Origin of the sequence: Mucilaginibacter rubeus (assembly GCF_014643835.1) — a bacterium.
Classification (GTDB): domain Bacteria; phylum Bacteroidota; class Bacteroidia; order Sphingobacteriales; family Sphingobacteriaceae; genus Mucilaginibacter; species Mucilaginibacter rubeus.
In genome coordinates this window covers 384,776-408,210 of record NZ_BMKD01000005.1, presented here as the reverse complement: position 1 = coordinate 408,210, position 23,435 = coordinate 384,776, and the positions used below count along the sequence as shown (strand labels likewise).

The window sequence follows — 23,435 nt, the reverse complement described above, 5'->3', positions numbered from 1 at the left end:
TTAGAGCACATTTATAGCATATAATGCTGCCTACGGGGTTATGGATGTAGTGGTTAAGCTGGGTGAGCTGTTTTTATGCTTTAAAAGTTTAAGTTTGATATTTGTCGAATACGCGTCTATCAAAAAAATTAACCAACATGCTAACATCTAAACCCTATAACTACCTCATGATTTAAGTTTCTATTTACCACGGCCCTACATCACCTATAACACAATTTAATTAACCTTACCTGTCTGCACCTAAACCTGGATGAAAACCATCTTTCTTTCATTAATACTGTTATGCCTGTTTTCCGGGGCCTTTGCCCAAAAGGCCACAATAAAAGGGAAGGTCACCGATTCCCTGAATAAGCAAGCTCTTGAGTTGAGTACTGTTGCCGTTGTCGACCTGAAAGATACCTCGCTTATAGCGTATACCCTTAGTAAAAAGAACGGGGATTTTGAATTACAGCGCCTACCGGTTGATAAACGGGTACGCCTGGTTATTTCCTATGCCGGGTATCAAAACTATATCCATAATTTTAATTTTAAAAAAGGCGATATAGTTGATCTGGGCAATGTTACCCTCAGCAGTAAGATGCTTAAAGAGGTGGTGGTACGTGCAGAGCGGGTTCCAGTCAAAGTAAAAAAAGATACCATTGAATTTGATGCTGCCGCTTTCAAAACCCGCCCCAATGCCGCCGTTGAAGAATTGCTTAAAAAGCTTCCCGGCGTACAAATAGATGGCGACGGAACTATTACCGTTAACGGGAAACAGGTAAGCAAACTGTTGATTGATGGCAAGCAGTTTTTTGGCTCGGACCCTAAGATCGCTACCAAAAACCTTGACGCGGCCATTGTTGCACAGGTTCAGGTTTATGACGACCGGGAAAACGATCCCGATCATTTGGTAAGTGAAACCCAGGTACAGAAGATCATTAACATCAAACTTAAAAAGGCCATTAAAAAAAGCGTTTTCGGTAAGGTATTCGGAGGTGTGGGTTCGCGCGATAGGTACGAGGCCGGGGGATTGTTCAATATGTTTCGGGATACGCTGCAGGTAAGCCTCATTGGGTTAAGCAATAACCTTAATCATACAGCTTTTTCTCGCGATGAGCTTAATGCCGAGGGTGGTTTTGACCGCAGCGGGGGTAACACATCCTTTAACGGCGGCCGAAACTGGGGCGGCGGCATTGAAAAAATTACGTCCGGAGGGTTTAACCTTAACCAAAACTATGGCGAAAAGCTAAAGCTTAACCTGCAATATTTTTATACACAGCGGAACAACAAAATTGAATCAGCCAATTTTCAGCAGCAGTTTCTGAAGGATACAACGCTGTTAACCCGTGCTTCAAGTAGCAGGTATGCAAACAATCATACGCACACTATAAGCGGACTTGTAGAGTGGAAGCCTGATACTATCCGCAACCTGCGCTATAATCCGTCATTAAGTTATAATTCTAACAATAGCAGCTCCTCGTCGTTGGGCAATACTTCAAATAATTTTGATATGCCAGTGAATAAATCGGTATCAGGCTCCGTGGGCGACTGGCATTCAACGCAATTTAACCAAAGCTTTTATTTTCATAAACGATCTAAGAACAAAAGCAAGGAGTCGTTCACTATCTCGCATAACCTGAGCATTAATCCTAACCACAATAACAATTTCACTAATAATGATGTGGTTAATTACCAACGCCCGGAATTATCAGATAGCTTGCATAGGTTATCTACCCGTACATCAAACAATGCTTCGGGCAATCTCGATTTTAGTTACCGATACCCGCTAACCAAAAAGCTTATTGTTGATGTTATCACATCGGGCATATATAATAAAACCAGCGACCAGGTTTTTACCTTCGACCGTAAAACAGGCGGCTTTGATTCGCTGCTCACTAATCAAAGCTCCGACCTTAAACGGGATCTGTGGACCGAGAATATTAAACCGGGGATCACTTATCAGCTTAATAAAAACGCACAAATCATCGCCGGGCTTAACACCCAATGGCAGCAGATTAATAACAATTTCGCGACCAGCAGGCTTGTTCAAAATTATTTTTTCCTGTTGCCAACAATCCGTATCGAAGCTTATGGAATATTCTTGAGTTATGAGCGCCGTGTTAACCAGCCGGGGGTATCAAACCTGCAGCCTATTACTATTGTTTATAGTCCGTTGTACAGCTACACCGGTAATCCAAATTTGAGGCCCGGCATAAGCAATACCTATTACTTTAATTTTTTCAAATACTTTAATAACAGTCAGCTGGGTATTTACTCGTACGGCAACATTTCTTCGCAAAAAAACATGGCAGTTTCACAGCAAACCATTCGCTCAGACGGGGTGCAAAATAGTACTACGGTTAACCGCGATGGCAGGCCGAGCTATAATTTTTCAGTTGGTATCTCTAAAGGGTTTAAAAAGATAAAAGACTGGCAGCTCGGCACATCAGCTAATTTTTACGGCAACTATTACCAAAACCTTAATTTGCTGAATAATGTGGAAGGCTGGCAAAATACTGTTGCATATGGATTGCGTGAAAATATTAATGTTAACTGGAAAGATGTGATTGACCTGAATACCGCCGTTGGTTTTAACCAATCGAACTCCAAATATCAATATGACGATTTCAGGAGCATCAGGGTAGCTACCTACAATATAAGCAACAGCCTGGTGGTAAGGTTTCCTAAAAAAATCATCTGGGAAACCAGGCAGGATTTTAATTATAACAGCCAGGTTGCGGCAGGCTTTAAAAAAGGGGTTAACGTAGTGAGCTCGTCCCTGGCCCTGCAAATGCTTAAAAAAGACCGGGGAGAACTTAAACTTTCCGTTTATGATCTCTTTAATCAAAACGTGAGCGTGTACCGTTACATTAACACCAATTCGGTTAACGATGTGCAAAACAATACACTGAAGCGATATTTCCTGGTTACTTACAGTGTCAAGTTCAATAAGCTAAGCACTAAATAAATGTCGGAAAAAAATAAAGGAACTGTATTAAGCTATATAGCGTCTAATAATTCAAGTAATTAAACAGTGTTAATAATCAGCGAATTAAGATTTAGGCTTTGTGCATTCTGCTTTTAGCTATGTAAAAAGAGCCAACCGCTGTTTTTTGCCTGCTTTGTGTAACTATCCTTACTAAGGTATAGTCTTACCAGTAATCAAAGCCTCTCCCATTATGAAAACCAGGACCTACCTTTTTCTATCCATTACAATTGCAGTAATAGTTAGCTTGTCAGGACGCGCTGAGGCGCAGGACCTGCCCGGTAAACGCGATTCCATCAATTCGGTTATATTAAATGAGAAACGCGTTATCCAGGTAATATTGCCCGATGGTTATAAAGCCGGTTCGGCAACCAAATATGATGTATTGTACATCATTGACGACTGGAATATAAAATTAGGGCGCGATATCCAGCATTTTATTTTTGATGAGCACACCATGCCGCCAATGATAATTGTCGGGCTACTGAATGTTGACCGTGATAGAGATTTTTTGCCGACCCATAATAACGGAAATAAAACATCGGGCGGGGCTGACAAATTTCTAAAGTTTTTTAAAGAGGAGCTGATCCCTTATATTGATAAAACCTATCCTTCTGATGGTGATAACACCCTTTTCGGCCACTCTTTCGGCGGCGTGTTTGTTACGTATGCTTTACTGAACGAGCCGCAGCTCTTCAGCAATTATATTGCCGGCGACCCAAGTTATTGGTGGGATAATGGCGTAATGCTTAAGCAGGTTAAAGAGAAGCTGCCTTCGCTTGCAGGTAAGGAGAAAGCGCTTTACATAGGCGGCCGGGAAGGGCGGGGCATGAAGGAAATGAAGATTAATGCCATGGACAGCCTGCTGAAAAAAGATGCCCCGACGGGTTTTGAGTGGGTGGTTAAAGCGTATCCAAAGGAATCGCACGGGACCGTGAGATTGAAAAATATGTATGATGGTTTAAGGTTTGCTTATAACGACTATGGCGGTAAGCCGCTGGAGTTTCACCCATCCCGCGGAATTGTACTTAAGGATAAGCCAATAAAGATCTGGTACTTTGACGATACCACAAAAGTGCACTATACATTTGATGGCTCGCAGCCGTCAGTGGCATCGCCGGCTGTAAGGCCCGAAATAGAGTTATCAGGCGCCGCAAGTGTTACCCTGCGGAAGATAGCCGATCGGGCTAAATTTGACAAGAGCACCAGCGGCGATTTCAGGGTGGGTACTTATCTGCCTGCAACGCGGCTCAGGAAAAACTACAAGCCGGGCGGCCTTCATTACGCTTATTACGAAGGCCAATGGGATAAGCTACCCGACTTTAAGGCTTTAAAACCAGTTAAAGAGGGCGTAGCCGATAGTACTTTCAGTATCAATAAACTCCCCCGCCAAAATAATTTCGGTATAGTGATGGATGGGCAATTTGAAGTTAAACAGGATGGCTATTACATTTTTGGGTTAGGGAGCGACGATGGTTGCAAAGTGTACCTGAATGATAAGCCGATCATTGACCTTGATGGTTTGCATGACGGCGATATTGAACGGTCATACATCGTTCCTTTGAAAAAAGGGTTTTATCCGCTGCGGATAGAATACTTTCAAAAAGAAGGTGGCCGTAAGCTTGATTTTGTTTACGTAACCCCGGATAATATTGCCAAAAAGAAGATCTCGCCAATTCCCTACGCATTGCAGTATGGGCCCAGATAGGTTGCTTACCGTAGAGGCCATTTAAAAATGACAGTTTTTGAATGTAGATACGCATAATTGCGTCTCCCGCCTGCAATTTACGGTAGCTAAGACGCTATTGAAATCGCTTGTCCTGCGGAAGACGCAACTATGCGTCTCTACAAAAATATTAACCCTTAGAAAGAACCAGGACCGCCCGGGCCACCTCCTCCTGGACCACCGCCCGGACCTCCGCCATCGCGGTTAAACCTGCGCTGGCCGGGCTGCTGATCTGGGGCCTTGCCTGCAAACTTTTGTAAACGAAGTGTGAATGTTAGCAAGTAGTAACGCCCAAGCCTGTTTACAGTAGATTGCGTGGTTATATTGCCATTTACAACCGATGTATAACCTGTGTTTTGGTTAAATAAATCGTATGCCGCTAAACGGATAGTTGCGCGGTGATCCTTCAAAAAGCGACGTTCAACGTAAGTATTCAGAATGTTAGGGTTTTTAATACCAAGACTTGGGTCATATCCGTAATTTACAGTACGGGTAAAGTCATAGCTCAGGGTCCAGTCCTTCCAGAAATAATTTTTGCCCGCCAGCCCTAAATTTAAGGTGCGGAAGTTTGAGCTGCCATCAATAAGCGTACTATGGATAGAGTTGGTTGTTTTATTGATGCCATAGCTGCTGCTTGCCTCTGCATCAATAACATCAACAATATTTACCCTGAATTTTAAACCGGGGGTAAAGTTGAGGTTTTTGGCTATGTTTTTTAATGGAGCAGCTGATGCGGCAACATTATTACTATCGATGCTGTTTGAGAATGCCACACCATTGGTGTAAGTTAAGGCGCTATTAAATTGCAGGGTAAATTTACGCTGGGCCCACGGCTTGGCGTATACCACATTGGCAGTGCCCGAATAGTAACCATCCGCATTTAAATAGTTGGTAAGATTAGTGCCCTCAAAGCTTTTTAACGATGGATCTGCTGCTAACACCGCCTTACTAAATTTGCGGGGATAAGAAATAGTGTTTTGTACTATTTTATTTTGTGTTGCGGTAAAGTTGAAATTGGTAAAGAAAATATTGCCGGTTTGGAAACTGAAATTATTATATCTCAATGAAAAGTTATTGGCAAGTTCCGGCTTTAGGTTAGGGTTACCCTGTACCGGGTAAAGCGCGTTTGTGAAATCAATAACGGGCTGCAGCTGGCTAAATGTAGGCTGATTGCTTGATCCGTTATACAGGAAGTTTAAAGCTTTTCCTCTCGAAAAATTATAGCTGAAACGAGCGGTTGGGATCACGTTAAACGTGGTTACGTGCGTAGCCGAATCGTTTTTAAGGTTTAGCCCGTTTAATGCGGCCGGTTGTACGCCAATACCTACAGTAACGTTGTATTTCTTTTCGATAAAGCGGTAGTTCAGGCCAACGCGGTTGGTGGTAAAATTGTATTTATAGTTATTACTCAACCTGTCGTAATGGTCATATGTATTGGCGGTATTCAGCGTATCGGTTTCCCTGTCGCTTGTGGTGTTTGAGCGGTTAAAGGCATAATTTAACTCCAGGTACCCCCGTTTACTTAGGGGCTCAATGTAGGAGATGTTTGTACCAAAGCTGGTTACGCGGCTATCGGTATAGGTTTGCTGATTGGCAGGCGCCTGGCGGGGTGCGCCATCGGCATAATCATAAGTCGGATTATCGAACTGCGATGTTTTTGACGTATTAGCGCTGATGTTAATACTTAGGTTACGGCCATGCCCGTTGAAGCGGTGGTTATACAAGGCGTTAATACCATAGCTTGGTGTTGTGCCGTCGGTATGAGATAGCGAGGTATATGAGGGATGTGTTATACCATCAATAGTTGTTGATAAGGATTCGTTAGCATCTGTATTAGTGCTCGAATAGGTGAAGTTTGGTACAACTTTTAAGTAATTAATGGTATCGGGTTTCCACTCAAGGTTAAAGTTAAAGCGATGGTTAATAGGATTATCTGTTTGATCGCTTTTTTGCGTACTTATACTTGGCGACTGAACGTTGTTGGTTTGGATAGATGAGCTCATGGTGTTGGTAGTATTATCAGTATAGCTGTAACTTCCGTAAACAGAGAGTGTTTTACCCCACTGATCGCGGAAGTTGGCACCGATGGCATGCGCATTGGTGATACCGTTTGCGCTGGTCGTGGAGCTGCTTGAGCCACGCAATGCATTCCCCCGGCCGCCGCCCCCGCCGCCAAAACCACCACCACCTCCGCCACCCGATGATGGGCTACCGTAAGTAAATGTATTTACGTTGGTATTGTTAATGGTACCCAATACGGCTATTTGTTGTTCATTATTGAAGTTGAAAAATTTCAGATCGCCTATATAACGATTGGCATTGGTTATGCCCGGGGCTTTAGGTAAAAAATCCTCGCCGTCGCCTGCTGTGGCTTGTCCAAAATAGCCATGGTTTTTATCCTTACGGATAGTGATGTTCAGGATCTTGTCCGGTTCGCCGGTTTTTATGCCGGTAAGATTGGCCTGGTCGCCGTAGTCATCAATTACCTGGATACTTTCAACCACATCAGCAGGCAGGTTCTTGGTTGCTGTTTTAACATCACCCCCAAAAAAATCCTTTCCGTTAACCCTTACTTTGGTCACCGATTTGCCCTGTGCGGTTACATTACCGTCTTTATCCACATCAACGCCGGGTAGTTTCTTTAACACGTCTTCAACAGGAGCATTTTCGCGTACAGGATATGCGCTTACTTTATATTCGGTTGTATCCTCTTTTAATATCACCGGGTTAACGCCTACAATGGTCACCTGGCTAAGCATATTGGTTTCGGTTTTTAAAACTATAGCGCCAAGATCAACCGGTTGGGTGCCGGCATCAAGCGAGTAATGTTTTTTTATTGCGGTGAAACCGATTGACGAAATGGTAAGGGTTAGTTTGTTGCCCTTTACTACCGGGAACGAAAATTTACCTGCAGCATCGGCAATGGCTATGGTGCTATCCCCGGCATTTGAAACCAGTTTAACACTACTTCCGGGTAAGGAAAGCTTAGTGGAATCAACGACAGTTCCCTTTACTTCCCGCCCTGTTTGAGCGTAGGAACCAAAGGCAAATAAAAGGGTAAAACTTAAAATAAGAAATAGGGGTTTCATAAACGTTTTTTCGGCGTGCAATTATTGTTTTTTTGTGTATATAGACGCAATTGAACTGCAAATGTTCAACTTAAAATCTGCTAAAAGCCCTATCAATATATTATTGTTACACATTAGGCCTGTAATTGCTTATCAATCATATTATTGTTACAAATTATTACGCAAAAAAGGCCGGGGTCTCCGGCCTGTGGTTGTTATAAAGATCAGTCAGTCAATTATAAGCGGCGGGTTGTGCTAAGTGAGTTCCGTTTGGAGGTCTTAAGGTTTATTACGAATATGTGAATAATTAGTTTCAATATTTGTTGCAGCAAATACCAAATAATGCTATTGATGCGTTAATAATCCACACAAGAAATAAACTATTGTTTAAAATGAATTTATATGATAGTAACATTGTGGCATGAAATTTCGTAATACTTAAACCAAACATTAACCTATGAACAATATTAGAAACTCGCTGCATTCAAAAGTGCACAAATGGATTGATACGATCGGTTTTAGGCTGAATACATCACAAACAAACAGCAAAAGTCAGGTTACAACCAATCATTATTTTTTTGAAACCTTTAATTTTTTCGAAAAATCGAAGAAAAACAGGCCCGAGTTAACAAAATTTTTATGCTTTGATGCTTACGGCGAAAAAATAAACGTTAAGTCGCTGCTTGATTTGCAGATTGCTTTTTTTGAAAATATAAGCCAGCTTAAATAGGCAAAGGGCTTTTTACACCCTGCCGCATAATTGTTTTAAGTCATCAGCGTTTTGTTAAAGTAAAGTCCATAAAAGAAAAATCCCACCCTACAAATAGGGCAGGATTTTAAGAAGGATTTTTAAGAGATGTGCCAGATTAGTTTTCAACATTGGTACGTGGCCAGCAGTTCATACTTCCTGTTTTCTCATTCAGTATATCCTGGTTGGCGGTGTTTATACCCCTAGCCATTCCCCCTTCAATATTTACAACCGGCCTTGTCGGATTAAGGGCTTCTTTTATCCTAAGGTGAAGGTCGGCATAATGAGCTGCTGTTATTGCATCGCCGCCCTTGGGCAGGCCGGTATCAATTTTCTTTAATTCGGCGCGTACCATAGGCCTGATATCAGACAACGCGATGTTGATTGGAGTAAAGCCCCAGCTTGCCAGCTGCGCGCTTGATATACCCGGGAACGCAAAGCTTGCATCTGTATTTAACAGGTTCTTCAGGTTTTCGATATAGCCCCTTTGCAGGTTGCGCTGGTAGCCGTCGGGTTTGGTTGTACCGAATATGCCCGTATGCAAATCGGTTAATAACTGCGCAACGGTATAGGCATTAGCGCCATTTTTGGCCTCGTTATCATACATCCGCGCCAGCCTTGAGGGGTTTAACTCATTGCCCAGCAATGAAACCTGCATGGCTTTAATACGGTTTATCATAACACCGTTATCAAACTTGGCCAATTCGGCTTTGTTAATTAGCCATAACGGGGTTGTGTATAATTGCTGGTTTAAAAATAAAGCGGCTTCGTGCTGGCGTTCTTTGCTCACAAAATCATAAACGGCGCCTTTTTGATCATATGTTTTAAAGTTTTCGTTCATGCCGCCAATGTTGGTGGTAACATGCCCCATGTAACGGTAATACTGACCTAAAACTTCATTATATAATTCATTAAGATCGGCATAGCCTTCATCTTTTTTGTACGACCATTTTTCGAGGTTTGGCAAAATCCGTTTCAGGTTGGCAATACCATAAGCGCTGGCCTTCATGGCATTATCGCCCAAATCTTCATTTTGCAGGCGGGGATCGATAGTAGTGCCCTGGCGACCGAAATAATAAACCGGGTTGCCTGCGTTTTTGTTGGTCCACACGGCTAATGTTTCTTTTTCCTGCTCCGGCGTTTTATTGCCCGGGAACCAGGTATACCCCCATTTTATTGCCCAGTTATCATACTCGCCAATTTGCGGGTACAGGTGCGTAACGCCATCGCCGGGTTGGGCTATGTAGTTAAAGCGGGCATAATCCATAATGGAGGGCGCTGTACCATGTTTATCGGTGAAGGTTTTTGAGCGTAGTGAATCAACAGGGTAAGCGTAGCTCGAGCCAAAGTTGTGTGGCAAACCTAAAGTATGACCAACTTCATGCGATGATACAAAACGGATCAGCTCGCCCATTTGATCGTCAGCAAATTGTGCATGGCGGGCTTTGGGGTTTACCGCTGCTGTTTGGATCAGGTACCAATCGCGCAAAAGCTGCATCACGTTGTGGTACCAGCCAACATGGCTTTCCAGGATCTCGCCGCTGCGTGGGTCGGCCACGTGGGGGCCATAAGCGTTTTCAACATCCGATGCAAAATACCTGATCACGCTGTAGCGGGCATCTTCGGTGCTAAACTGTGGGTCCTGTTTTGCCGTTGGGGCTTCTTTAGCGGTTATGGCATTTTTAAAACCGGCAGCTTCAAACGCTTTTTGCCAGTCGTTTACGCCCTGTATTAAATAAGGCACCCACTTTTTAGGTGTAGCCGGGTCAATATAAAACACAATTTGCTTTTTAGGTTCAACCAGCTCGCCTTTGGCATAGGCAATGGGGTCTTTAGGCTCTAACCTCCAGCGGTGAATATAGGCGGTAACCAGGGCTTTCTGCGCATTGGTGCCGTAATCTGTTTGGCGCTGGCCAAAAAAGCCCACGCGCGGGTCCATGATGCGGGCTTTCATCGGGACTTTGGGCAGTAAAAGCATGGAGGTGTTCAACTCAAATGTAATGGCAGCATTACTGTTATCAGTTGGCGATTCGCCGGCCCGGTAGGTTTTTAGGGTGCGCGCTTCAATATTTATCGGGAAGCTTTTAATGGTGTCGATATAGGAACGTGAGTTATCAACCCCCATGGTTTTATAAGCCTTTTTGATATCATCAGACAAACCAATAGCGGCAATATCGCCATTGTAAAAATCGGTAACATCAATTAAAACGCCGGTAGTGTCTTTGTTAAAGGCTTTTACCTCAAAGGAGGCCAGTATAGCATCAAGGTTTGAGTTTTTAACCGATTGGTACATATCACTGGTGCTATCGGCACGCAACGAATAGCTGGGCACCCTAATAAATACCTGCTTATCGTGCTTTTCCCATTTCCAAACCTGGTTGTTAATTTCTTCGCCGCCATATTGCTGGCCAAATGTTTTGAGGCCGCCCGGCGTTTTTACAAAACGGGTAACCACCAGCATCTCGCGGTTAATTAATGAATCGGGTATTTCGTAGTAATATTTGCCATCAACTTTATATGTATTAAAAAGGCCGCTATCAGCTTTTGTTTTAGCGGGAATAAGGTCGCTAAACTTTTTAATCCCTTCCTTTTTGGGGGGGCCGGTTGTTGCTGTCGCAACGGTTCCGCCGGGTGTGGTAGTAGTTTTTAGGGTAAGGCTTTGGTTTGCAGCTTGCTTCCTGGCAGCGCAAGAGCCCGCCAAAACCGCAAGTGCCAATACTGAGCCGCGTAAATAAATACCCGGCAACGGATGTTTTTTCATTTATTAAAAATAGTTTAAACCGTAAACTTATATAAAAAACAGGTTTTTTTTAGCTGTAAAGTGTTTTATCAATAATAATTTTACAGGTATTACTAATTATATCCTGCGTTTCAATGTCAGTACAACTTTATCAACCCGTTTGTCATGGTACACCTCAAGCAGCAGGCTTCTATCATCCTTTGATTTGAATATTTCATCAATATCCTGGAGGTTCATTTTTGAAACGGGTTTAAAATTTACCGATATGATCTCGTCGTCGCGCTCAAGGCCAATTTCATCGGCTGCCGAACCGGGCTCTACGCGGCTGATAACGATCCTGTCGAGGTGGTCGCCTGCGGCATAATACTCAAGGCCGCTCATGTCATGCTCAAACGGATCGTTATAGGTTGGGCCGGGTTTTAAATACATGGCGCTATCCGGATAATCAAGAATAACGGTAAATCGCTTTAAGATCCCGACGCCGAGGTTTCCATCGCGCTTCACCGACAGATTGGTTTGGTTATTGCTGTCATCAGGAAATGAAGCTATTACCCTTTTCATCCTGAATTTTCCTAAACTAAATTCGTCCATCCGGCTTATAAAGCCGTTTATGGGTCCGTTTAGGCCGATGCCAAGGTTGGCCGAAGCAATAAATTTTTGCGGGAGGCCATAGGTTTTGATATAACGTTCAATGGATACCGGGTGTCCTGCACCAAGGTCAACAACCAGCTTGGTTTTAATAGGTGCTATGCCTGGCATTATAACCCGCGCATCCACATAGGCTTTCCTGTCTTCGACAGACATGGGGATCTTATTCGCTTTTCTGAAAGGTTTAAGGTCTTTAGGCCGGCAAACGGTAACTACGCTGTCCTGGAAACTGATCTTTACGGCAAGGTTGTTAAAAAACTCGTAACCCAGCAAGCCATGAATGGGCATGCCCGCGTAACCCGAAAGGTTAAAGAGATCCTTTTTTAATATGGCAGCCGCAACATCATAACTAACCAGCCCCGGTATGGCAACATCTAAGGTTGAGGTTACATAAGCTTCAGAATCCTCCCCTTCGCCAAGTCCCGGGATTTTTAATGTACGTTTATTAGGAATACTGATAGAATCGACTAATTTAGGATCGGTTATGATCATGAGGCCTACGCCGGTATCCAATATAAAGTTAAAGGGCCCTTTGTGGTTGATCTTAAGTTGAATGATCATCAGGTTTCGTTCCAGCTTAAACGGGATATTCACCTTTTTTTTATGTACATCAAGATCAAAGTACTGGGCCCGGGCTGTGGTTATAAGGCAAAATGTTAACACAAATGCCAGCCACAATGCTCCCGGATGGCGTATTTTATAATATAGCTTGTGTAACAAAGTGGTTATAGTTGGTATATTAAATTTACGAGATTTATTTGTTAAAAAATTATTTTATTATGCGAAAGTCAACAATTTCATTTCTGTTAATTGTTTGTGTTTTATCCCTTTGTCGTGACATTGTTTATGCCCGTTCCATAAAAAAACGAAAGGTTAAAAAGCTGTTTAAGCATTCGCAGATTGTTAATGATCATTTTACCGGTTTCGCCCTTTATGATTTGGACGAGCATAAAATGATATATGAATTAAACGCCGATAAATACTTTACACCGGCATCCAATACCAAGCTTTTTACTTTTTATACCTGTTTGAAAATGCTTGGCGATTCTATCCCGGCGTTGCGTTATCAAACCCGCGGTGATTCGCTGATATTTTGGGGTACCGGCGACCCTTCTTTTTTGCACAGCGATTTGAAGGGGGTAAACGGGCTTAACTTTTTGAAGAGCAGCAGTAAACACCTTTTTTATTCGCCCGGCAACTATACCGGTGAGCCTTTTGGTGCAGGATGGGGCTGGGACGATTACAATGATTATTACCAGGCCGAAATAACCGCCATGCCTATTGAAGATAACGTTGCCAAGCTTTACGCAGATAATGACGGTAACATGCAGGTAAGGCCGCAATATCTAAAACGGTTTTTAAATGCCGATATTAATTATCGCCCGGCACAGTTTAAAGTTAAGCGCGATTTTATCAGCAATAACTTTGTGTACCCTGCCGGGGAGATCCCCAAAAACTATAAACAGGAAATCCCATGGAAAACAAGCCTGCAATTGACCATGGCCCTGCTGCAGGATACACTCAAAAAGCAGGTATCCTTATTGCAGGAACCAATGGCTGCCGATGCCCGGGTTATTTATAATACCAATGCCGATTCCGTTTACCGGCGGATGCTGCAGCCGAGCGATAATTTTATTGCCGAACAATTGCTGCTGGTGTGCTCGTCGGTAAAGTTTAATACCCTCAGTACCGATTCGGTGATCAATTACTCAAAAACACATTTTTTGAATGACTTGCCCGATGTGCCGCAATGGGTTGATGGCTCGGGATTGTCGCGGTATAACTTGTTTACCCCCAGAGACCTTGTAGCCCTGCTGCTCAAAATTCAGGACGAGGTGAAAGATGAAAACCTGTTACATAGCATGATGCCGGTAGGCGGCGTAGCGGGTACAATTAAAAGCGCCTATAAAACTGATAACGGGCAGCCTTTTGTTTGGGCAAAAACGGGATCGTTAAGCAATAACCATAACCAAAGCGGCTACATAGTTACCCGTAAAGGCAAACGCCTGGCTTTTGCGTTCATGAACAATAATTTTACCCGGCCAACCCGTGAAATAAGAGATGAGATGGTTAGGATCATGACGTATATACATGATAAGTTTTAATCCCTCTATAATGATCCTGAAACAAGTACGACATGGGCGGGGCTAAAACCAGGAAGAGGTTTCGTTTTCACGAAACCTCTTCCTGGTTTATATCTGTTCCTACCCTTTAAGGGCCGGTGGATTAACCTTTTACACGCTCAACGTAAGCGCCGGTAGCGGTATCCACTTTAACTTTATCGCCAATGTTGATGAACAACGGTACACGGATCTCCGCGCCGGTTTCAACGGTGGCGTTTTTCAAAGCTCCGCTTGAGGTATCACCTTTTACAGCCGGTTCGGTATAAGTGATTTCCAGCTCGGCCGAACCAGGGATAGAACCCATGATGGGCTCGTCGCTTTCGAAGGCAACAATTACGTTCATGCCTTCTTTCAAAAATTTAACTGCAGGGCCAAATAATGCCTTTGGTACGTTATGCTGATCATATGTGGTGTTGTCCATTACTACTAATGAATCACCTTCATCATACAGGTATTGATAATCATTGGTTTCAACGCGGGCTATGTCAACCTCTTCATCGGTACGGAAACGGTATTCAACCAGTTTACCTGATTTAACGTTGCGCATACGGGCCTGGTAAAACGCGCGTAAGTTGCCCGGGGTACGGTGTAAAAACTCCTCAACCTGAACTAATTCGCCGTTGAAGCGAAGTACATTTCCATTTTTAACATCTGATGCCTTAGCCATAAAATAATATTGAGGCGCAAACTTAGGAATTTGATTTGAGATTTGAGATGTTAGATTTGAGATTTTCTACTCTGCAGCCACATTTAAAGGGTTATGTATAAAATAGATATGAGATGTTAGATATGAGATTTGAGACTAAGCGAGTCGGATATCCGCTGTGTAGATTATCCAAACAACCTAACGAATTGGAAATCTCAAATCTCATATCTAACGTCTCAGATCTACACTTTGTAATCCACAATACTCAACCTGTGCGTACAGAAGCCGTACTCGTGCTCCTGGTTGGAGCATACTATAGTAAGCCGGCCTTCGGCAAATTGTTGTACGAGGCTTAGGTACCAGTCAACGCCCTGGGTATCCAGGTTGGAAGTTGGCTCATCCAGCATAAGCATGGGGGTATCGGCACAAAAAGCAAGGGCAAGCTTAAGGCGCTGTTTCATCCCCGACGAAAAGTATTTAATAAGCTTGTTGGCACTTTTAGGCAGGTTAAGCAGCGCGATAACCGTTTCTTTATCTATACCCGGTTTAAAGCTTTTGAATTTGAAATGAAAATCGATCATCTCGCTCATGGTAAACTCTTCTATCAGCTCAAGATAGGGAGCAGCCAGGCTTAAATGAGTAAAAACGGTATCTATTTCAACCGGCTTACCTCCGTTAGCAAATTCAATTTTACCTGTAGAAGGCGAAAGGCTCCCGTTTAAAACCTGCAGTAAGGTTGATTTCCCGGAGCCGTTGGGACCGAGGATAGCATAAGATTCGCCGGAAGTAAAGGTATAATCCACTCCCCTGAAAATCCAGTCGCGGTTAAAGCGGCGGCCGATGTTTTTGAGGGTGATGATCATAGGGAGCTTATGGTTGATGGTTCATAGTTCATAGCCAAAGAACCTGATTTGTAGCTTATGGTTGATGGTTCATAGTTCATAGCCGAAGAACCTGATTTGTAGCCTATGGTTGATGGTTCATAGTTCATAGCCGAAGAACCTGATTTGTAGCCTATGGTTGATGGTTCATAGTTCATGGCCGGAGAACCTGATTTGTAGCTTATGGTTGATGCAATACAGAATCAGACAAGTGCGCGGCTATGAACCATGAACTATAACCCATCAACCATTTAAGTATTCCCAAACCCTTTCATGATACCGCGTTGCGAGTTTTGGAGGAAGTTGATGATCTCATCGCGTTCTACACTGGGGGTAAACTCGGCCTCGATGATATCAAGCGCTTTGGTTACATTATATTTTTTGAGGAATATGATCCGGTAGATCTCCTGGATTTCGGCTATTGTAGCAGCTGAAAATCCCCTGCGGCGCAAGCCTACGGAGTTGATACCTACATATGACAGCGGTTCGCGACCAGCCTTGGTAAACGGGGGAACGTCTTTACGTACCAATGAACCGCCCGAGATCATGCTATGCGCGCCAATTTCAACAAACTGGTGCACGGCAGATGAGCCGCCGATGAAAGCGTAATCATAAACCGTAATGTGGCCTGCCAATTGCACGGCGTTGGCAACAATTACGTTATCGCCGATAACACAATCATGCGCTACGTGTACATAAGCCATCAGCAGGCAGTTGCTGCCAATGGTGGTGGTGTTTTTATCAAGGGCGGTACCACGGTTAAGGGTAACACACTCACGAATGGTTGTGTTATCACCTATGGTTACGGTGCTTTGCTCGCCTTTATATTTTAAATCCTGCGGCGGGGCGGATACAACCGCGCCGGGGAAGATCCGGCAATTTTTACCTATGCGGGCGCCATCCATAATTACGGAGTTGGAGCCGATCCAGGTACCTTCGCCAATTTCAACATCCTTATGGATGGTAACGAATGGTTCAATTACCACGTTATCGGCAATTTTGGCCTGTGGATGGATGTATGCTAATGGCTGGATCATGCTTCAGATTCTTTTACTTTTACAATTTGAGCCATCAGTTCGGCCTCAACAACAACACGGTCGCCCACCATGCCTATACCCTTCATGGTAGCTATGCCGCGGCGGATGGGGGCAATCAGGTCGCAAATATAAATAATGGTATCGCCGGGAACTACTTTGCTTTTAAAGCGGGCGTTCTCGATTTTCAGGAACAGGGTAAGGTAGTTTTGCGGATCGGGAACCGTGTTTAACACCAGGATGCCACCTGTTTGCACCATACCCTCAATTTGTAATACACCGGGGAAGATTGGCGCGCCGGGGAAATGGCCTTTAAAAAACTCCTCGTTAATGGTTACGTTTTTGCACCCTACAACGTGGCTTTTAGTAAGCTCCAGGATCTTGTCGATCATCAGGAATGGCTGGCGGTGGGGCAGCATGCCCATAATTTCCACAGTATCAAAAACCGGCTTGGCGTTCAGGTCATAAGTTTTTACCTGCTTACGGCTTTTTTCCTTTTTGATGAGCGCTTTGATCTTTTTAGCAAAGGCAACGTTAGCCGCATGGCCTGGTCTTGCGGCCATGATGTGCCCTTTAAGCGGTACGCCAACCAGCGCCAAATCGCCTATCATATCCAACAGCTTGTGGCGTGCCGGCTCATTTTGATGGCGAAGTTCAATATTATTTAAAATGCCCTGCGGGGCAACATTGATATCCTTGCGGTTAAACAGCTTGGCCAGGTGATCAAGTTCTTCCTGGTCAACATCTTTATCAACAACCACGATGGCATTGTTCAGGTCGCCGCCTTTAATCAGGTCATGCTTTAGCAACATTTCCAGCTCATGCAAAAAGCAGAAGGTACGGCATGAAGCAATTTCTTTTTTAAACTCGCCAATAGTTGAGATACTGGCATGCTGGCTGCCCAGCACCTGCGAGTTATAATCGACCATACAGGTAAAACGGTAATCGTCCAAAGGCATGGCAACCATTTCAACCTTACGCTCAGGTTCAGAGTAGTGAATGTTATAGGGAATATGATAGTATTCGCGGTCGGCATCCTGTTCAACCAGCCCGATTTCGGTTATTACGTCAACAAACTGTATCGAGCTGCCGTCCATAATGGGAGTTTCGGGGCCATCAAGATCAATCAGCAGGTTATCAACTTCAAGCCCAACCAAAGCGGCCAGCACGTGCTCAACAGTATTTACTGTAGCGCCGTTCTGGCTTATAGATGTTCCGCGTGAGGTATCACTCACGTTATCAACATCGGCATCAATAATTGGCGCACCGGGAATATCAATCCTCCTGAATTTATAACCGTGGTTTTCAGGGGCGGGATTAAAGGTCATTGTAACGCTTTGTCCGGTGTGTAAGCCTGTTCCTGATACCGAAACCGGCGCTTTAATAGTTCTTTGTTTAACGTTCATATTTAAATTTACAGGCTAAGGCTATTCGCTTGCCTTGCCTTTACGTAGTTCTTCAATTAATTTTTCAAGCTCGTACACCTTACGGTCAAGCTCGGGCAGCTTTCGCAGCTTAGCGTGGGCACGAAGGTAATCTTTATATGGCATATATGGAGAGCCCCCCCATGCCTTACCTTCTTCTGTTATAGAGCCGTTTATCCCCGTCTGGGCCGAAAACTGCGATCCGTTAGCAATATTGAGGTGACCGGCAAAACCAACCTGGCCGCCAATTACAACCCTTTCGCCAATTTTGGTACTGCCTGAAATGCCCGACTGTGCTGCAATTACAGTATGCGCACCAATTTCCACATTGTGGGCTATCTGGATCAGGTTATCAATTTTAGCCCCTTTGCGCACTATGGTCGAACCCATGGTTGCCCTGTCGATAGTAGTATTTGAACCCACTTCAACGTCGTCTTCCAATATTACGTTACCAATCTGTGCAATTTTGGTATAAGTGCCGTCGGGGTTGGGCGCAAAGCCAAAGCCATCACTGCCTATTACCGCTCCTGAATGCACTATCACGTTGTTGCCGATAACGCAATCAAAGTAAACCGTGGCCCCCGCAAACAGCGTTACATTATTGCCAAGGGTTACATTATCGCCAACATTAACGTTTGGATAGATCTTACAATTATCGCCGATGCTTACATTTTGGCCGATATAGGCAAACGCGCCGATATAAACGCCCGCCCCTACCTGTGCTGTGGGATGGATAAAGCTTGGCTGTTCAATTCCTTTTTTATCAAGCCTGAAAGTGTTGTACTTATCAAGCAGGACAGTGAACGCGCTGTAAGCGTTCTCAACCCTGATCAGGGTTGCCTTTACCGGCTCCGTTAACTGCTGATCATTATTAACAATAACAATGGAGGCGTTGGTAGTATACAGAAACTGCTCATACTTGGGGTTGGCCAAAAAAGAAAGGCTGCCGGCCCCGGCTTCCTCTATCTTGGCAAGCTGGCTAACAGTTGCCGAAGGATCGCCTTCTACAGTTCCGTTGAGCAGTAAACTTATATCATGAGCGGTAAATTGCATCGGGCAAATTTAAATGTTAAAATTGAAGCAACAAATTATTAATGAGTTATGAACACACGTTAAAAAGTTTTGACTGTCAACGCGTTTTATTTTTCACCATTTCTTCATTTGTCGCAAGTGTATATCGGTTTCGTTTTGCTATTTGTTAAAGTCCAAAGTACGACGCCATTGTTTTATCGCTCTCTTAAATAGGGGCGTTGCCTGCGGCCGGGCTTTCCGTTCCAAGTCCTCGCTTGCCAAACCCGTAATTCCAACCCTCGCTGCGGGCTTTACACTACAATTCCTAACGCGGCCAGCGCACATTTCCGGCATTTATCCATAATGCCTTTTTATGTAGAGACGCATAATTGCGTCTCCTTTAGGACAGATCGCTTTGCCAATCTCGAACTGCCGTAACCTGCATGCGGGAGACGCAATTATGCGTCTCTACAGTGAAAACCGCCTGTTAATTCAACAACTCCTTGTTATAACAAAGGATATACTTTTTCACCGTCTTGGCCAAAGCCACAAGGTTTGAATTGTCGCTGGCGGCAGCAATATCTTTTACATCCCCATTCTTCATCAGTATCCCGATGTTGCCATCGTTTTGGTTATAAGCATTATTGCGGATAGATGTGGTAAACACAAAGTAGGCCGCAGCATCTTCATAACTAACGCCATACTTTTCCATCGCCTTTTGGCGGAGGCTTTCAACAAAAGCTTCATCGGGGCATTCGTTGGTAATATCAACCCTGAAAAGGTTACGCTGCACCAGGTTTTTGCAAAGATGGGAAAGTACCTGGTCGGGATGATATGCCCACACTTTTACCGATGCCATAATATCGGTATCATCCAAACAGGCAAACGTTTCCAGGTGATGGTCCTCGTTCATGAAAGCATTCCTGCTGATGCGGTTCTTTAAAAAATGCAGCAGGGCCGGGGTGGCAAACAATTCCTTACCCTGCGAAATCAGTTCACGGCCGCGCCTGAAGATCTTGGTTAATACCTCCTCGCCTGCTATTACTGTTTTATGCAGATAAACCTGCCAGTACATAAGGCGGCGGGCAATCAAAAATTTTTCTATCGAGTAGATTCCCTTTTCGTCAACAACTACATGGTCATCCTTAACATTGAGCATCTTAATGATCCGTTCTGAACTGATCACCCCTTCGGATACACCGGTAAAGAAACTGTCGCGGTTAAGGTAATCCAGCCTGTCCATATCCAGTTGGCTGGATACCAACTGGTGCAGGAACTTACGCGGATAGGTATCATTAAAAATATTGATAGCCATGGTAAGCTTGCCCTCAAACCGGGCATTAAGCTTATTCATCAGCATTGATGAAATATCCTCGTGTGCTATCCCGTCGATAATGGTGTTTTCCAAAGCGTGCGAAAATGGCCCGTGACCAATATCATGCAATAATATGGCAATGGTAACCGCCTCCTCCTCTTCGGCAGAAATTTGATGGCCCTTGTTTCGGAGGGTTTCAAGCGCTGTATCCATCAGGTACATGGCGCCCAAAGCGTGATGAAAACGGGTGTGCAATGCTCCGGGATATACCAGGTGGGTCATGCCCAGCTGTTTAATATAACGCAGCCGCTGAAAGTATGGATGGGATATAAGGTCAAAGATCAGTTCGGTTGGGATACTGATAAAACCGTAAACCGGGTCGTTAATTATTTTCTTTTTATTCAATGCCGCTTCTAATAATTGCAAAAATGTAAAACAAAGGTAAAATAAGCGCGACAGGTTTGTTAAATTTTGTTAATACCTTTACTGTGTAACAACAAAAGCATCTATTTGGGGTTTACTGTCTGAATCAGAATTCATAGAATTTTAGGATTCACAGAATTTAATGGTAAAAAATTGATATTTGAAAAGCATTTAACCTTATACCGGATCATTCTGCTAATTTTCAAATTCTGAAAATTCTGATTCAGACGACTATTTAATATACATATACTATGCAAGACACTACCATTTTATGGGCCGATGACGAAATTGACCTGTTAAGACCACATATACTTTTCCTGGGCGAAAAGGGCTACAAAGTAACCACGGTTACCAATGGCTATGACGCCGTCGACTCTTTTAAGAACAATTATTTCGACCTGGTTTTCCTTGACGAAAACATGCCCGGCCTTACCGGCCTGGAAACGCTTCAGCAGATCAAGAACATTAACAACGATGTACCCATTGTACTGATCACCAAAAATGAGGAAGAGTACCTGATGGAAGATGCCATCGGCTCAAAGATAGACGACTACCTGATTAAGCCGGTACACCCTAAGCAAATCCTGCTTACTATAAAAAAACTGACCGAAAACAAACGCCTCGTTACCGAAAAAACCACCATGGCCTACCAGATGGATTTCCGTACACTCGGCATGACGCTTAACGAAAACCTGAGCCACCAGGAATGGGTTGATGTTTACAAGAAGCTGATCTACTGGGAGCTTGAGCTGGAAAAGCTGGAAGATGCAGGCATGCACGAGATCCTGACACTGCAAAAAGCCGAAGCAAACATGCAGTTTTGCAAGTTTGTGGAGCGCAATTACCTTAACTGGATCAAAAACCCGGATTTGGCACCAACTTCATCGCCCCAGTTATTTAAAAAGAAGGTATTCCCAAAGCTGGATGGCAAAGGCCCGCTGTTTTTTATTTTGATAGATAACCTGCGTTATGATCAGTTTAAGATCATTAACCCTATTATTTCCGAATATTTCAGGCTGGAGGAAGAGGACACTTATTATAGTATCCTGCCAACAGCTACGCAATATGCCCGTAACTCCATTTTTTCGGGCCTGATGCCTTTGGATATGGAACGCCGCTATCCATCTATGTGGCAAAACGACGAGGACGAAGGCGGCAAGAACTTGTACGAAGCAGACTTTTTAGCCGATCACCTGAAGCGCGTGTTGCGAAAAGACTGCAAACACTCCTACCATAAGATCCTCAATATTGATGAAGGCAGGGCGCTGAACGAGTCGGTGAACAACCTTATGAACAACGAACTTAACGTAGTGGTGTATAACTTTGTGGATATGCTGTCACATGCCCGTACCGATATGCAGATGATCCGCGAGCTGGCAAGTGATGATGCTGCTTACCGTTCATTAACCCTGTCGTGGTTTGAGCACTCCCCGTTGTTCGACCTGCTGAAATATCTCGCACAAAAACAGGTTCGTGTTATCATTACTACCGATCATGGTACCATCCGCGTAAAAAATCCAAGCAAAATTGTCGGCGACAGGAACACTAACACTAACCTGCGTTATAAACAAGGCAAAAACCTGAACTATAATGCTAAGGAGGTTTTTCATATCCGTAATCCGCATGATGCCATGCTGCCGAGACTGCACATCAGCTCAAGCTTTGTTTTTGCCAAGGAAGATAGCTATTTCGTGTACCCGAACAACTACAACCACTTTGTGAATTTCTATAATGAAACTTTCCAGCATGGAGGGATCTCGTTAGAAGAAATGATAGTGCCGGTGGTTACTTACGGGCCAAAGTAAAGACCTCACCCACCCCTCTCCAAAGGAGAGGGCTAAAAAACTTTCTTAAAAGTCTCCCCTTCAGGGGAGATTTAGAGGGGTTAAAACTCCAATTCCAGCAACACCGGGCAATGGTCAGAGTGCTTTGCCTCGGGCAATATAGCCGCGCGGCGGATCTTATCTTCAAGCGGGGTACTGGCCATGGCATAATCAATACGCCAGCCTAAGTTTTTACCGCGTGATCCGGCGCGGAAGCTCCACCAGGTATAATTATGCGGTTCTTTGTTTACGTGGCGGAAGGTATCTATAAATCCGCCTTCAATAAAGTTCTCCATCCATTCGCGTTCCTCCGGCAAAAAGCCCGATGAGTTGGCGTTTGATTTTGGGTTGTGAATATCAATAGGGCGGTGACAAATGTTATAGTCGCCGCAAACCACCAGGTTAGGGTGCTCCACTTTAAGCAGGGTAAGGTACTTGCCAAACTCATCTAAAAAACGGTATTTAAAAACCTGCCGGTCATCACCGCTTGAGCCCGATGGGAAATAAACGCTCATCACCGAAACCTCATCAAAGTCAACCCGGATGCAGCGCCCCTCACGGTCAAAATCAGGAATACCGCAGCCGTATTCAATATGGTTGGGCAAAATTTTAGTAAAAATGGCTGTGCCGCTATAGCCCTTCTTTTCTGCCGGGAACCAGTAGTGCTGGTAACCCATCTGGTCAACCAAACCCAAATCGGTCAATACATCGGGTGTTGCTTTAATTTCCTGCAAACAAACAACATCAGCATCGGTAGCCTGCAGCCAGGCCAGCCAGCCTTTATTAATTGCCGAACGGATGCCGTTAACGTTATATGTAAGTATTTTCATGCCCCCTAACCCCCTAAAGGGGGAATTTTC

16 protein-coding genes are annotated in these 23,435 nt (G+C 44.1%); 5 read left to right on the top strand and 11 right to left on the bottom strand.

Annotated features, from left to right (window positions below; genetic code table 11):
• Positions 1-250: 250 nt before the first annotated feature.
• Entirely contained in the window at positions 251-2,947 is a 2,697-nt protein-coding gene (locus IEX80_RS18650; RefSeq protein ID WP_188833737.1) for an outer membrane beta-barrel protein, read from the top strand.
• Between the two features lie 211 nt (positions 2,948-3,158).
• Positions 3,159-4,673 carry a PA14 domain-containing protein gene (locus tag IEX80_RS18645; protein WP_188833736.1) on the top strand — a complete coding sequence of 505 codons (1,515 nt, stop codon included), beginning with the start codon at positions 3,159-3,161 and terminating at the stop codon, positions 4,671-4,673.
• Between the two features lie 155 nt (positions 4,674-4,828).
• On the opposite strand, the gene IEX80_RS18640 is transcribed toward IEX80_RS18645, so the two are convergent.
• Entirely contained in the window at positions 4,829-7,780 is a 2,952-nt protein-coding gene (locus IEX80_RS18640; protein WP_188833735.1) for an outer membrane beta-barrel protein, read from the bottom strand.
• A 436-nt stretch (positions 7,781-8,216) separates the two neighbouring features.
• Here IEX80_RS18640 and IEX80_RS18635 point away from each other — a divergent pair, with 436 nt between their 5' ends.
• A complete protein-coding gene (locus IEX80_RS18635) occupies positions 8,217-8,489 on the top strand; it encodes a hypothetical protein (RefSeq protein ID WP_090532667.1) in 273 nt (90 codons plus the stop codon).
• 136 nt (positions 8,490-8,625) lie between these two features.
• Here the strand turns inward: IEX80_RS18635 and IEX80_RS18630 are convergent, their stop codons facing one another.
• Positions 8,626-11,268, bottom strand: coding sequence for a zinc-dependent metalloprotease (locus tag IEX80_RS18630; protein ID WP_188833734.1), 2,643 nt, complete (start codon positions 11,266-11,268; stop codon positions 8,626-8,628).
• A 96-nt stretch (positions 11,269-11,364) separates the two neighbouring features.
• Entirely contained in the window at positions 11,365-12,615 is a 1,251-nt protein-coding gene (locus tag IEX80_RS18625; protein WP_188833733.1) for an aspartyl protease family protein, read from the bottom strand.
• 59 nt (positions 12,616-12,674) lie between these two features.
• On the opposite strand from IEX80_RS18625, the gene IEX80_RS18620 reads away from it, so the two are divergent.
• Entirely contained in the window at positions 12,675-14,000 is a 1,326-nt protein-coding gene (locus IEX80_RS18620) for a D-alanyl-D-alanine carboxypeptidase/D-alanyl-D-alanine-endopeptidase (RefSeq protein ID WP_188833732.1), read from the top strand.
• Between the two features lie 121 nt (positions 14,001-14,121).
• Here the strand turns inward: IEX80_RS18620 and efp are convergent, their stop codons facing one another.
• The 7 genes from efp to IEX80_RS18585 all read right to left on the bottom strand — a co-directional run bounded on the left by efp (position 14,122) and on the right by IEX80_RS18585 (position 20,734).
• Entirely contained in the window at positions 14,122-14,685 is a 564-nt protein-coding gene (gene efp, locus IEX80_RS18615) for an elongation factor P (protein WP_090532660.1), read from the bottom strand.
• A 221-nt stretch (positions 14,686-14,906) separates the two neighbouring features.
• Entirely contained in the window at positions 14,907-15,527 is a 621-nt protein-coding gene (locus tag IEX80_RS18610) for an ABC transporter ATP-binding protein (RefSeq protein WP_188833731.1), read from the bottom strand.
• Entirely contained in the window at positions 15,524-15,703 is a 180-nt protein-coding gene (locus IEX80_RS18605; RefSeq protein ID WP_188833730.1) for a hypothetical protein, read from the bottom strand. Before IEX80_RS18605 ends, IEX80_RS18610 begins: the two co-directional genes overlap by 4 nt.
• A 93-nt stretch (positions 15,704-15,796) precedes the next feature.
• Positions 15,797-16,582: an acyl-ACP--UDP-N-acetylglucosamine O-acyltransferase gene (gene lpxA, locus IEX80_RS18600; protein ID WP_090532656.1), complete on the bottom strand. Its 786-nt coding sequence runs from the start codon at positions 16,580-16,582 to the stop codon at positions 15,797-15,799.
• Positions 16,579-17,985 (bottom strand): bifunctional UDP-3-O-[3-hydroxymyristoyl] N-acetylglucosamine deacetylase/3-hydroxyacyl-ACP dehydratase, encoded by a 1,407-nt coding sequence (locus IEX80_RS18595; protein WP_188833729.1) that lies wholly within the window; start codon positions 17,983-17,985, stop codon positions 16,579-16,581. Before IEX80_RS18595 ends, lpxA begins: the two co-directional genes overlap by 4 nt.
• A 21-nt stretch (positions 17,986-18,006) precedes the next feature.
• A complete protein-coding gene (gene lpxD, locus IEX80_RS18590; protein WP_188833728.1) occupies positions 18,007-19,056 on the bottom strand; it encodes a UDP-3-O-(3-hydroxymyristoyl)glucosamine N-acyltransferase in 1,050 nt (349 codons plus the stop codon).
• Between the two features lie 445 nt (positions 19,057-19,501).
• Positions 19,502-20,734 (bottom strand): HD domain-containing protein, encoded by a 1,233-nt coding sequence (locus tag IEX80_RS18585; protein WP_090532868.1) that lies wholly within the window; start codon positions 20,732-20,734, stop codon positions 19,502-19,504.
• Between the two features lie 269 nt (positions 20,735-21,003).
• Here IEX80_RS18585 and porX point away from each other — a divergent pair, with 269 nt between their 5' ends.
• Positions 21,004-22,557: a T9SS response regulator signal transducer PorX gene (gene porX / locus IEX80_RS18580; RefSeq protein WP_188833727.1), complete on the top strand. Its 1,554-nt coding sequence runs from the start codon at positions 21,004-21,006 to the stop codon at positions 22,555-22,557.
• 80 nt (positions 22,558-22,637) lie between these two features.
• Here the strand turns inward: porX and IEX80_RS18575 are convergent, their stop codons facing one another.
• Positions 22,638-23,405: an exodeoxyribonuclease III gene (locus IEX80_RS18575; RefSeq protein WP_176626213.1), complete on the bottom strand. Its 768-nt coding sequence runs from the start codon at positions 23,403-23,405 to the stop codon at positions 22,638-22,640.
• Positions 23,406-23,435: the final 30 nt, after the last annotated feature.

What these genes read in the sequence shown, in the direction of transcription:
- IEX80_RS18650 (WP_188833737.1), top strand. Translation starts at nt 251, where the DNA reads ATGAAAACCATCTTTCTTTCATTAATACTGTTATGCCTGTTTTCCGGG.
- IEX80_RS18645 (WP_188833736.1), top strand. Translation starts at nt 3,159, where the DNA reads ATGAAAACCAGGACCTACCTTTTTCTATCCATTACAATTGCAGTAATA.
- IEX80_RS18640 (WP_188833735.1), bottom strand. Translation starts at nt 7,780, where the DNA reads ATGAAACCCCTATTTCTTATTTTAAGTTTTACCCTTTTATTTGCCTTT.
- IEX80_RS18635 (WP_090532667.1), top strand. Translation starts at nt 8,217, where the DNA reads ATGAACAATATTAGAAACTCGCTGCATTCAAAAGTGCACAAATGGATT.
- IEX80_RS18630 (WP_188833734.1), bottom strand. Translation starts at nt 11,268, where the DNA reads ATGAAAAAACATCCGTTGCCGGGTATTTATTTACGCGGCTCAGTATTG.
- IEX80_RS18620 (WP_188833732.1), top strand. Translation starts at nt 12,675, where the DNA reads ATGCGAAAGTCAACAATTTCATTTCTGTTAATTGTTTGTGTTTTATCC.
- efp (WP_090532660.1), bottom strand. Translation starts at nt 14,685, where the DNA reads ATGGCTAAGGCATCAGATGTTAAAAATGGAAATGTACTTCGCTTCAAC.
- IEX80_RS18610 (WP_188833731.1), bottom strand. Translation starts at nt 15,527, where the DNA reads ATGATCATCACCCTCAAAAACATCGGCCGCCGCTTTAACCGCGACTGG.
- IEX80_RS18605 (WP_188833730.1), bottom strand. Translation starts at nt 15,703, where the DNA reads ATGAACTATGAACCATCAACCATAGGCTACAAATCAGGTTCTTCGGCT.
- lpxA (WP_090532656.1), bottom strand. Translation starts at nt 16,582, where the DNA reads ATGATCCAGCCATTAGCATACATCCATCCACAGGCCAAAATTGCCGAT.
- IEX80_RS18595 (WP_188833729.1), bottom strand. Translation starts at nt 17,985, where the DNA reads ATGAACGTTAAACAAAGAACTATTAAAGCGCCGGTTTCGGTATCAGGA.
- lpxD (WP_188833728.1), bottom strand. Translation starts at nt 19,056, where the DNA reads ATGCAATTTACCGCTCATGATATAAGTTTACTGCTCAACGGAACTGTA.
- porX (WP_188833727.1), top strand. Translation starts at nt 21,004, where the DNA reads ATGCAAGACACTACCATTTTATGGGCCGATGACGAAATTGACCTGTTA.
- IEX80_RS18575 (WP_176626213.1), bottom strand. Translation starts at nt 23,405, where the DNA reads ATGAAAATACTTACATATAACGTTAACGGCATCCGTTCGGCAATTAAT.